Origin of the sequence: Niastella soli (assembly GCF_017742245.1) — a bacterium.
GTDB lineage: Bacteria > Bacteroidota > Bacteroidia > Chitinophagales > Chitinophagaceae > Niastella > Niastella soli.
Window position 1 is genome coordinate 16817 of record NZ_JAGHKO010000003.1, and the last position, 12614, is coordinate 29430.

Consider the following 12614-nt stretch of genomic DNA (forward strand, 5'->3'; position numbering starts at 1 on the left):
TGCAGTAAATATAGTATATCACAAATACATTGTCAGGGATTGTAAGAAACCGACGCCGTAAATGTTAGAAACTAACATTGATGAAGAGGCCAGGGTTTCATGAATGTACTTGAAAAGGCAACCGGAATGGCCGACGTTATTCACGTAGTCACACGTTGTGTTTGCGGAAATTGAGTAATTGCTGTATGTTAGAGGCATATATGGAAAATAATAGATTAACCATATCGGAGGGCAATAAACTTTTTAAAAAGCTGATGAAGGATCCGCTTAAAGAATTGAGCTTTTCTATTAAGGCAGGTGTCGTTATAAGAAGAGAAAAGAACCAGGGTTTTGAAGAAATTGCTTATGAAAGTCTTGAGTGGTGGAACGGTCAGTTTAGATTATGGTATAGTGCAGTAAAACGTATCGATCCGGTTGAAAAGATCTGGGATGACTATTTTTTAGATTTAATGCCGTTGGGTGTTGGCGAAGCCTACGTGAACACGACTATATTTGTTAATGCCCGGGTTTTAAGGGAATATCAATACGATCCTGCGAACAGGATTAAATGGAGAAGAATGAATGATTATCACCTGGCGGATGCTACAGAAGAAGGCGTTGTTGATTTGGCTGAACAATTTCTAAAAACGCTTAAAACTTATATAATACCTACATTCGAAAAATACAATAACATACAGCTTTTGGATGCTTTTGTAAACGAACGGCCGGAATATTTCTTTGAAACAATGCATCTGTTTCCGGATAGAGGATTTGAATATAAAAAAATGATCATTGCCAAACTGGCTGGTAATAACGATTTTCAACTGGTATGTGATGCGGTTCGACAAAACATTATCAATACCGAGTATGTTAACGGGGATTTGCCGAAGGAAACATATTGTGGCTTATTTGAGAAAGTGTATGAGCGATTAAAAAACGAATTACCCCTTAACAATCCTGTGGTAGATTAGTACTCGCCCAGGGGTACGATTACCGCACCCGGGAACAAAAGGTGGCTGAAAGGAAATTGAAGGTCTTTAATGTGTCCAGAAGTGTCATTGCCTCCGTTCCGACGCCCCGGTTACGACCGACCAATCAATTAAACAGCATAGACCAGGGGCAAAACCGCCATTAAGGGCTGGTATTGGCCTGGCTCGTTTTTGTGCTGGTAAGGATGGTCGCCTGCCTAATGAAGCATCACTGCCCCTGAAATCACCCCCTTTCAAGCGGTCTGGCTGACAATTTTGCCGATTTTAGCTTCCCACGGGCCAATGGCACTCTCTTTGGTGGGGTTCAACCCATACTATTAAACTGCCAAAAACGAAACATATGCAAAAAGGGACCATACAGGTACAAACGGAGAATATCTTTCCGATTATTAAGAAGTTCTTATATAGCGATCACGATATCTTTCTGCGCGAGCTGATCAGCAATGCGGTGGATGCTTCCCAAAAATTGAAAACCCTTTCTTCAATAGGCGAAGCAAAAGGGGAAGTGGGCGATCTGCTGATAGAAGTAAAACTCGATGAAGAAAATAAGACCATTACCATTTCTGACCGCGGTATTGGGATGTCAGCTGCGGAAGTAGAGAAATATTTGAACCAGGTGGCATTCAGTGGCGCCGAGGAGTTTGTAAAAAAATACAAAGGACAGAACGAGAATGCCATCATTGGTAAGTTTGGACTTGGCTTTTACTCTGCCTTTATGGTGAGCGATAAAGTAGAAGTGTTCACCAAAAGTTTTAAAGAAGATGCGCCTGCCGTACGTTGGGAGTGTGATGGCAGTCCAGAATACATGTTGGAAGAAACCAATAAAACCGATCGTGGTACCGACATTGTTTTACACATTAATGAAGAAAGCGCCGAATTCCTGGACCCAGAACGCATTCGTGGCATTCTGCTCCGTTTCTGTCGCTTTTTACCCGTACCTATTTATTTCCGTCATAAGAATGAAGAAGCTGATGCGCCCCCAATCAACAATACCCAGCCAGCCTGGAAAAAGAAACCATCTGAACTGACTGCTGAGGATTACCAGAATTTTTATAAAGAACTGTATCAGTATAACGAACCGCCGTTGTTCTGGATACACCTGAATGTTGATTATCCATTCAACCTCACTGGTATCCTGTACTTCCCCAAAATAAAACAGAGCTACGAAATTCAAAAAGACAAGATCCAGCTCTACAGCAACCAGGTATTTGTAACTGATGAAGTAAAGGATATTGTGCCGGAGTTCCTGATGTTGTTACATGGGGTAATTGACAGTCCGGATATTCCATTGAACGTAAGCCGCAGCTACCTGCAGGGCGACCCCAATGTGAAGAAGATCAATAACCACATCACGAAGAAGGTAGCCGATAAACTGGAAGAGTTATTCAATAAAGAAAGAAAGGAATTTGAAGGCAAGTGGGATAACCTGGGCTTATTTGTGAAGTACGGTATGATGACTGATGACAAGTTTATGGAAAGAGGCAACAAGTTCCATTTGTTTGAAGTGGCCGGCAGTGCAGAAGGGGAGAAGAAATTCTATACCCTGGATGAATTGCGCATGGCAACAGAGACCCTGCAAAAGAACAAAGATGGCAAACTGGTTATTCTGTATACTACCGATATCGTGCAGCAAGATGCCTACATAAGAGGGGCAGAAGCGAAAGGTTATATAGTAGTGAAACTGGATACCATTATCGACCCTTCCTTCGTAAACCAAATGGAAACGAAATGGAATGATGTTACTTTTAACCGGGTTGATGCTGATATTGCCGATAACCTTATCGACAAACAGGAGAACCTGGATAGTGTGTTAAGCAAGGATGATGAAGCTACCTTAAAAGGTCTGTTTGATATTAAAATGACCGGTCTTTCCATGACAGTTGAAGTGAAAGGGTTGAGCACGGAAGCGCCGCCGGTAGTGGCTACCCGCCCTGAGTTTATGCGCCGGATGAAAGATATGGCTTCTATGAGCGGTCCTATGGGTAGCTTTTATGCAAATATGCCCGATGAGGTTACGCTGACAGTAAATGGTAATCACCCTATTTATCAGCAGGTGTTGAAGAATGATGATAAAGCAATACAGGAAAAGGTAGTGCATAACCTGGCAGATCTGGCTTTGTTATCCCAGGGTTTGCTGAAAGGAAGTAACCTGACCAACTTCATTACCCGTAGCGTTGACCTGATGGGTGCGAAAGAATCTGAAGTAGGAAATATAAAATAAGAAGTAAGACAGGTATAAAATAAAAACAGGCCACCAGTTTTAACTGATGGCCTGTTTTATTTTTGTCTACTTGATTCTTTGTCCTGTCGTACTAATTCCTATCTTATATATTTACATGGCCCATCTTTTAATTATCCATCATCTCACTTTCCTGGTCCTATTTCCAGCCACCTCCGAGCGCACGGTACAATTCTACCATGGCGTCCAGTTGATTGCGTTGGATAGTGGCATTGTATAACTCTGCCTGTAACAGATTGCTTTGGGCAGTGATCACTTCCAGGTAGTCGGCCAAACCGCTTTTGTATAACAGTTTCGCATTACCTATGGCGCTGTTCGACAAAGTCACCTGGTCATTACTGAGCTGGAATTGCGTTTTCAGTTTATCAATGCTTACCAGGGCATTGGCTACTTCACCCATGGCATTATAAGCAGACTGGCGAAAGCTGATAGCAGCTTCATCGCGTTGCAGCTTGGCCACTTCAAACTGTGTTTTCAACGCCCGGCGTTGAAAGATAGGCTGGGTAATACCGGCCAGACCTGTAGCAAATAATGAACCTGGGATGTTGAACCATTTGGTGAACTCAAAAGCATTCAAACCGCCACTGGCAGTGATACTGATGGTGGGGTACATACTGGCCTGGGCTACACCAACGCGTGCATTGGCTGATACCAACGCCATTTCGTTGCTACGCACATCGGGCCGGCGGCTTACCACAGCGGCAGGTACGCCGGTTGGTAACTGTTCCCATGCTTTGTATTCCTGCAATTTCGTGGTGCGGGCAATAGTACCAGGCTGGTCGCCGCTCAGGATGTGGATCGTATTTTCCTGGATGGCGATCTGTTGCTCCAACTGAGGGATCAGGATCTTAGCCGTTTGCTGTTGAGAAGTGGCTTGTTGAACCGCTAACTCAGTAGCCTGACCAGCTTGTTTTTGCAACGAGATAAATTGTACAATGGTATCGCCCAGGTTAACGCTGCGTTTGGCCACTTCTAACTGTGCATCCAGCATCAGCAGGTTGAAATAGCTGCTGGCAATGTTGGCTACCAGGGCAGTTTGCACGGCCCGGCCAGCTTCGAATGATTGCAGATAATTCGCATTGGCAGCTTCGCGTTGTCCGCGCAGCTTGCCCCAGATATCGATTTCCCAGTTTAAACCGGCATTCAGGTTATAGTCTTCCAGGTGCTCTTTGCCCAGGAAGTTCTTCAGGCTTATTCCATTCAAGCTGTTCTTTGAAGGGAAGGTACTGGAGGCGGTTAAATTAGCCGAAATAGTAGGTCCCCAATTCACTTTAGCCTGTTTGGCATAAGACCGGGCTTCTTCTACCCGTTTCATAGCCAGTTGTATATCGAAGCTGTTATCCAGTGCATGACCTATCAATGACTGCAGGGTAGGATCGGAAAAGTATTTTTTCCATTCCATATCTGCCACACTGCTGGTATCGGCAGTTGCGGTAGTGTTGGCGAACTGAGTAGGTAAAGCAAGGTCTGACCGTTGATAATCTTTACCCATTCGGCACGCTGCCAGTAACGCCACCAAAGCCAGGGTGGAATAAATAGTGATATTACTTTTACGCATGTATATCCTTATTTAAAATTTCGAACTTTTAAGAATTGCCATCCGCCGCTAAGCGAATGGCAATCCATGAATGATTTATTATTCGCCTAATTTGATCTCTTTCATACCTGGGCGGCCTGTTATTCTCTCCTGCATAGCCTGGAAGATCACAAACAGAACAGGAATGAGGAACACACCCAGGATCACACCGGTAAGCATACCGCCAATGGCGCTCATACCAATAGAGTGGTTACCGAGTGCAGAAGCGCCATGCGTCCATACCAGTGGTAACAAACCAACGATAAAGGCAAAGGAGGTCATGAGGATGGGGCGTAACCGGAGCCTGGAGGCTTCGAGAGCCGCATCTATCAATCCCATTCCATTTCTTCTGCGTTGTACGGCAAACTCCGTGATCAGGATCGCGTTCTTTGCCAACAAACCTACCAGCATGATCAAACCGATCTGCACATAGATGTTGTTTTCGATACCGGCAAAGCCGATAAAGGCAAATACCCCTAATACGCCCGTAGGTATGGTTAAGATTACCGATAGGGGCAGGATGTAACTTTCATATTGTGCTGCCAGCAGGAAGTATACGAACAGGATGCTCAGCAGGAAGATAAAGATCTGCTGGTTGCCTGTTTTAATTTCCTCCCGGGTTACACCTGTGAACTCAACCTGGTATCCTCTTGGTAAGGCCGTTTTGGCGGTTTCTTCAATGGCCTTGATGGCGTCACCGGTACTAAAACCAGGTTTGGGTGAACCGTTGATGGTAACGGCATTGAACAGGTTGTTACGGGTAACGGTTTCAGGGCCGTATACTCTTTTTAATGTTACCAGCGTTTTGGCCGGTACCATTTCTCCCTGGTTGTTCTTTACATAAATTCCATCAATTGAATTAATATCAGCGCGGAAGGGGGCATCGGCCTGCGCCATTACGCGGTAGTATTTACCAAACCGGTTAAAGTCGGTAACAAAGCTACTTCCGTAATAGATCTGCATGGTTTGCATCAGCTCGCTGATGGATACACCCAACTGTTTGGCTTTCTGATTATCCACTTCTATGGTGAATTGCGGATTACCTGCTGCAAAGGTGGTAAAGGCAAAACCGATCTCTTTCCGTTGCATCAGCGCGCCAATGAATTGCCAGGCGGTTCCACCCAGTTTACTGAGCGGACCATTGGTGCGGTCCTGCAACATGAACTCAAAACCACTCGCGTTACCAAAACCCTGTACGGTAGGGAAGTTGAAGAAGAAGGCATTGGCGCCTTTTACCTGGCTTACTTTCCCGATAAGGCCGCCAGCTATCTGGTCAGGGTTTTTAACTGCTCCTCTCTCTTCATAAGGTTTCAATCGCATGAAACCTGCTGCATACGGTGAAGCGTTTGCATTGCTGAGGAAGTTCAAACCGTCGATCACATACAGGTGATTATAGGCAGGGTCTGATTTAATGATGCTGTCAATTTGCATAGTAGCCTGGTGCGTACGCTCCAGTGAGCTACCGGGCGGTGTATTTACAGCAAACAGTACGAAACCCTGGTCTTCTGTTGGAATAAAGCCGGTAGGTGTTTTCTTAGTTAAATAGAATGCACCGGCGGTAATAGCTATCAGGGCAACTATGGTCACCCATTTGCGGCGTACCAAAAACTTCAGGCTGCGTACATATCTGTTGGTCATTCCATTGAACCCGGCATTGAAGGCAGCATAAAAGCGGCCCATGAAACCTCTTTTACGGCCATGGTGTTCCCCACCTTCCCCTGCATGTTCATTCTTCAGGAACAGGGCGCACAGCGCAGGGCTCAGGGTAAGGGCGTTCACCGCCGAAATAAGGATCGCAATGGCCAGCGTAAAGGCAAACTGCCGGTAGAACACACCTGCAGGGCCTTGCATAAAGCCTACCGGGATGAACACCGCCGCCATTACCAACGTAATAGAAATGATGGCGCCGGAGATCTCACTCATTGATTGTACCGTAGCCGCTTTTGCCGGCAGGTTGGTGCGTTCCATTTTCGAGTGCACCGCTTCCACCACCACAATGGCGTCATCCACCACCACCCCAATAGCCAATACGAGGGCGAACAGGGTTAACAGGTTGATGGTAAAACCAAACAACTGCATGAAGAAGAAGGTACCGATAATGGCCACTGGAACGGCTATGGCAGGGATCAGCGTTGAGCGGAAATCCTGCAGGAAGATGAACACTACAATGAACACCAGAATAAAGGCTATCACCAGGGTTTCCCGTACCTGATCTATGGAGGCATCGAGGAACTCCTTGGAGTTATACATTACTGTAGTTTTAAGACCCTTTGGAAGCGTTTTTTCAAAATTCTTCAGCAGTCTTTCTACTTCTGTCAGGATGTCGTTGGCGTTGGAACCTGCAGTTTGAAATACGGCGAAACCAGAAACAGGTGTGCCATCCAGGCGCGCGTTGGTTGAATAGGTGTAAGAACCAAATTGAACGCGGGCCACATCTTTCAGGCGCAACATAGAACCATCGGGATTTGATTTGATGATCATGTTCTCATAATCTTCACCCTGGTTCGACTTCCCTTTGTATTTCAACACATACTCAAACACTTCGGCGCTGCTTTGGCCCAAACGGCCGGGAGCGGCTTCGAGGTTCTGATCTTTAACAGCATTCAACACATCCTGAGGCGACAGGTTATTGGCTGCCAGGCGATCGGGCTGCAGCCAGATACGCATGGAATAATCCTTGGTACCAAATACCTGGGCCTGACCTACACCAGGTACACGTTGTACCTCGGGAATAAGGTTGATCTTGATATAGTTTTCGATAAACAGCTCATCGTATTTTTCTTTGTTGTCGCTGCTGAGCGCCACGAACATGATGATACTGTTCTGTACTTTTTGGGTGCTGATACCTGCCTGTACTACTTCTGCAGGAACCTGGCTTACAGCTTTTGATACGCGGTTCTGTACGTTTACAGAAGCGATATCGGGGTTGGTGCCCTGTTTAAAGTATACAGTCAGTGTCATACTACCATCGTTACTGGAGTTGGAGGTCATGTAGGTCATGTTCTCCACACCATTGATGGCTTCTTCGAGCGGAGTGGCAACGGAGCGTGCTACTACTTCGGCGTTGGCGCCTGGGTACAGTGCTGTTACCTGTACGCTTGGCGGCGCAATATCAGGGAACAGGGTAACAGGCAGCGTGAATAACGACAGCCCGCCTAGCAAAAGCAGTATGATTGATACAACCGTTGATAGGACCGGTCTTTCAATAAATCTTTTTAACATGAGGGAATTTTTTTGAAATTGAAGTCTGTTTTCTGCGGTAAAGGCAGGAAGCAGGAGGTAAGTTTTGTATCATCAGGCACAAAAGCTCCCTGTAGTCAAAGTAGGTTAACTCTGACCTTCCTACGTCTTACGTCCTGCTTCGTGAATTATAGAGGTTTCGCTTTCAGCAAGCTGTCGGCAGAAATTGGCTGCGGTACTATCGCAATACCATCCTGCAGATTTCCAGCTCCGGCAAACACGATCTTGTCACCGGCTTTCACACCGTCCTTTACAAAATAATAGTTAGTTGTTTTTCCTGCCACGGTGATGGGCTTGCTGGCCACTTTGTTACTGTCACCTACGATGAAAACAAATACTTTGTCCTGCACTTCGAAGGTAGACTCGATAGGCACGATCATCGCATCGGCAAATTGTTGCGGGATGCGAACCTTTCCGGTATTACCTGTGCGGAGGATCCCGCCCGGGTTAGGGAAGGTGGCGCGGAAACTGATAGCGCCGGTTGTTTTATCGAATTGTCCTTCTACGGTGCTGATCTTTCCTTTTGAACCAAACACGCTGTTGTCGGCCAGGGCCAGTTCAACCGCTGGTACATGCTTTACTTTTTCTTCTATGCTGTTTCCGGCAAATTGGTTTTTAAAAGAAAGAAAGTCGGGCTCACTCAATGAAAAGTAAGCATACATTTCACTGATGTCTGAAAGAACGGTCAGTACATCGTCTTTACCAACAAGGGCTCCTTTTTTGCTGGGAATACGGCCGATGTAACCATTGGCAGTTGCTTTCACTAACGTGTAACCGACATTGATCTGTGCATTGGCTACTGCAGCATCTGCCTGTTTAACGGCAGCGACTGAAGCATCGTAAGCGGCTTTGGCGGTTCTGAGCTGAACATCGGAGATCACATTGTGCTCCACCAACGGCGTCAGGCGATCTATTTCCACCTGGGCTTTTGATACGTTGGCCTGGGCAGCCAGTAAGCTCGATTTTGCGGTGTTCAGTGACTCATTATAAGTGCGTGCATCGATTTTAAAGAGGGGCTGGCCTATTCTTACATAAGCGCCTTCATCTACAAAAATCTGTTCGAGATAGCCTTCTACCTGAGGCCTGATCTCTACGTTTACTTTTCCTTCCAGTGAAGCAGGATATTCACGGAAAGTGGTAGCTGTGGTGGTAGTTACTGGAACCACCGGTAATGCTGGTGGTGGTTGTTGTGGCATACCGGGTGTAGCAGAGCTATTAGCGCAACTATATAAAACTGTTGCAACACTGATTGCTGTTAGTAACTTTACCCAGCTGTTGTACTGTTTGATATCCAAAGGTTTCATCATACTTGGTTTAATAGACATACATAAAAATCGTTAAGGACAAGCAAGTCGTTACTACATGCGGCTTCAATGCGCAGTAGCTTGCTGCGCAGGGTCAGATGGTAGCAGTATACCGGGATCAGTTGGCGTCAGGTACGAGAAACGATTCCAGGTTTCCGGAGAATAATTATAACGTGTTGTAGATTGCTGTATATTAACAGGTAGCTGTTGCCATTCTGTTGGGTAATGCTAAACTATTATCTTATAACCTGCCCATTAAAATCATCCTGTAAAAGTAATGAGGATTGTGATTTACTTAATTTACCTTATTGGGGGATTAATTGTACTTTTCCCGGATTTGTCTTTGGAACAGGGCAGGTGTGTTACCAGTATGTTTCTTGAAAAAACGGTTGAAATAGGCATCATCTTCAAAGTTCAAACGCCCGGCAATTTCTTTTACCGAGTGTTCGCCCCAGAATAATAACCGTTTGGCTTCCAGAATTCTCCTTTCGTCAATAATTTGTTTAGCTGTTTTACCTGTGACAGTTTTAATCAGGTCGTTCAAATGGCCAGGCGTTACATATAACATATCGGCGTATTGCGTTACCTGGGTAGCGTTTACAAAGTTTTCATCGATGAGTGATTTGAATTGACGTACTATGCGGTTTTGTGAGTAGTCCATGGTAACTACAGGGGCAGGTGCCACTGCAGTAGTTTCACTTTTACAATTTACCAGGCGGCCTGCACATATAATAAAGGCATTGAGCAGGTTCTTGAGAATTAGGCCCTTTTGTGGCTTGTCATCTTTGAATTCCTGGAACATCAGATCAAGATAAACTGAGATCTCCTGCAATTGCTCTCTATTCACAATAGGCAATACCACCTGGCTGAACATACATTCCCAACAGGCAAGTACACCCTGTGTTTCAGTTAGAAGAAATTCTTTATTGAAGGAAACATGCATCATCTTATAGTAGGAGTTTCCTGTTTGCTGATGCACCTGGTCTGGGGCCAACATTAATAATGCGGGCGCCTTTATAGTATATTTTTCAAAGTCGGTATAATGCGTTACTTCGCCTTCCTGCAAAAAACTGATCTTGTAATCAGTATGACGATGCGGGATAGCCCAATAGGATGGTACAGAATTACCTTCGGTTCTTTTAATTATGAAATTGGTACCTGGAATACAAGCGGCCAAATCATAAACTGGAATCAGTGCCTGGTTATTTTTCATACAATCACAACATTGGTAGCAGGTGAAAAACCCCACCCTACGCTACAGGTGGATAGTAAAAATATTATAATAATGGCAAACTCTTACTACCGTAGATATTATTGTAGCATAAAATTTTAAATACTAAACCTTTTTGGGATAGGTTTGTTATGGCGTTTTATTAAGGCTGACGGGTTAAATTATCTCAAAACCGCCTAAATGCAAACGAATGTTCATAAACTCAAGGTGCTTATAACGACACCCGTTTGCCCGTTTTTACAAATTTGATCATCTCCCTGCGGTTAACTCATTGCACCGTTTTGATTATTGGTATCCCTGTCTTCTGACAGCCTGAAATCTATAACCCGGAGCTGTAAGTGTTTTTCATTGTTCCATTCATTTTCATCGAGGGTAAAAACAACGTCAACGGGCTTTTTCGATTCAAGCAAGGGGAACTTTTTAGCCATGCCAAACCCTATACCATTAAATAATATGTTATCCTGACGCAGGGAGAATTTTATATGCTGTTCTTTTACAATGCGAGAGTAACCTGAGTCGGTAACATTGCGTACAACAAACAATGGCCGCATGTTCTCAGGCCCAAATGGCTCCATTTGATGAATGATATTATAAAAGGGTTGCTTAAGATCTTTGAACTCCACTTCGGCATCGATGATTATTTCAGGCACCAGCAGTTCGGGGGTAATAGTGGCAGCTACCACTTCTTCAAACCGGGTGCGAAAGGCTTCCACCTTATCTAGTGCCAGCGTCATGCCGGCTGCATAAAAATGGCCGCCATAGCCTAACAGCAGGTCTTTGCATTGGTGAATGGCTTCATACACGTTAAAGCCTGCTACACTTCGTGCCGAACCGGCAACATATTCCCCGCTTTGTGTTAGTACAATAGTGGGCCGATAATAATAATCGATCAGACGGGATGCTACAATACCTACCACGCCTTTATGCCAGTGTGATTGAAAAACAACTGTTGATTTGCGGGTTTGCAACAGTCCATCATTTTCAATTATGGCCAGTGCTTCTTCTGTTATGTTTTTATCTGCTTCCTTACGGTCGGTGTTATCGGAATGTAACATTTCCGCAAACTGCAATGCTTCCTGGGGGGTGCTGGAAATGAACATTTGCACTGCCTTGCGGGCATCGTCCATACGCCCTGCGGCATTTACCCGCGGGGCTATCATGAATACCAGGCTGTTTATAAACAATTCCTTTTGAACACCACTAAGTTCCTTTAATGCCAGGATGCCGTAATTGGGGTTTTCATTGGCCTTTTTTAACCCATAGTAAGCCAGCACCCTGTTCTCGCCAGTCATAGGCACAATATCCGCAGCAATGGCAGTGGCTACCAGGTCGAGGTATTCAAACGCCGCAGATTCATCAAGATTTAGATGCCGCGCCAGCGCGGTGATCAGTTTAAAACCCACTCCACAACCACACAATTCTTTAAATGGGTATTCACAGTCTTTTTGCTTGGGATTTAAAATGGCAACTGCCGGTGGCAGTATGTCATCGGGCATATGGTGATCGCATACTATAAAATCGATCCCGTTTTCCCGGGCATATTGAATAAGATCAATTGATTTTATGCCACAGTCAAGCGAAATAATGAGCGTAAACCCATTTTCAATAGCAAAGTCAATCCCTTTTTTCGATACGCCATAGCCTTCTCGATAACGGTGGGGGATGTAGAAGTCGACTTTGTTACTTATATACACTTTTTGGAGAAAGCGCAACATGCAAGAGACGGCGGTTGTGCCGTCAACATCGTAGTCGCCAAAAACGAGTATTTTCTCCTGCTGGTCAAAAGCCATGCTTATACGGGATATGGCCTTGTCCATATCCTTCATCAACCAGGGATCGTGCAGGTCAGACAGCTGGGGCCGAAAAAACTGCTTTGCTTTATCGAAATTCTCTAAATATCGTTGCGTGAGTATTTTACAAAGAACAGGATGTATTTTAAGGCTGGCATACAATTGCTGCACTTTATCATCATCTGCGGTCAGTATGTTCCATCTCTTTTGTACCATAAAAAATCCCAGGTTTCAAGCCACAAGGGCTTGTGCCTTGAGTCTTTGTT

General features: G+C 45.0%; 7 protein-coding genes. 2 read left to right on the plus strand and 5 right to left on the minus strand.

Annotated elements, in window-relative coordinates; genetic code table 11:
* The first annotated feature begins 254 nt into the window (after nucleotides 1-254).
* Nucleotides 255-950 carry a hypothetical protein gene (locus tag J7I42_RS14215; RefSeq protein ID WP_209139488.1) on the plus strand — a complete coding sequence of 232 codons (696 nt, stop codon included), beginning with the start codon at nucleotides 255-257 and terminating at the stop codon, nucleotides 948-950.
* 358 nt (nucleotides 951-1308) lie between these two features.
* Nucleotides 1309-3189 (plus strand): molecular chaperone HtpG, encoded by a 1881-nt coding sequence (htpG, locus tag J7I42_RS14220; RefSeq protein ID WP_209139489.1) that lies wholly within the window; start codon nucleotides 1309-1311, stop codon nucleotides 3187-3189.
* A gap of 157 nt (nucleotides 3190-3346) precedes the next feature.
* Here the strand turns inward: htpG and J7I42_RS14225 are convergent, their stop codons facing one another.
* From J7I42_RS14225 to recJ, 5 genes are all read right to left on the minus strand, one after another.
* Nucleotides 3347-4765: an efflux transporter outer membrane subunit gene (locus tag J7I42_RS14225; protein ID WP_209139490.1), complete on the minus strand. Its 1419-nt coding sequence runs from the start codon at nucleotides 4763-4765 to the stop codon at nucleotides 3347-3349.
* 78 nt (nucleotides 4766-4843) lie between these two features.
* Nucleotides 4844-8005, minus strand: coding sequence for an efflux RND transporter permease subunit (locus J7I42_RS14230; RefSeq protein ID WP_209139491.1), 3162 nt, complete (start codon nucleotides 8003-8005; stop codon nucleotides 4844-4846).
* 146 nt (nucleotides 8006-8151) lie between these two features.
* Nucleotides 8152-9330 (minus strand): efflux RND transporter periplasmic adaptor subunit, encoded by a 1179-nt coding sequence (locus tag J7I42_RS14235; protein ID WP_209139492.1) that lies wholly within the window; start codon nucleotides 9328-9330, stop codon nucleotides 8152-8154.
* Between the two features lie 313 nt (nucleotides 9331-9643).
* Nucleotides 9644-10540, minus strand: a complete 897-nt coding sequence (locus tag J7I42_RS14240) for a helix-turn-helix domain-containing protein (protein ID WP_209139493.1) — start codon at nucleotides 10538-10540, stop codon at nucleotides 9644-9646.
* A 281-nt stretch (nucleotides 10541-10821) separates the two neighbouring features.
* Nucleotides 10822-12564 carry a single-stranded-DNA-specific exonuclease RecJ gene (gene recJ, locus J7I42_RS14245; RefSeq protein WP_209139494.1) on the minus strand — a complete coding sequence of 581 codons (1743 nt, stop codon included), beginning with the start codon at nucleotides 12562-12564 and terminating at the stop codon, nucleotides 10822-10824.
* Nucleotides 12565-12614 lie beyond the last annotated feature (50 nt).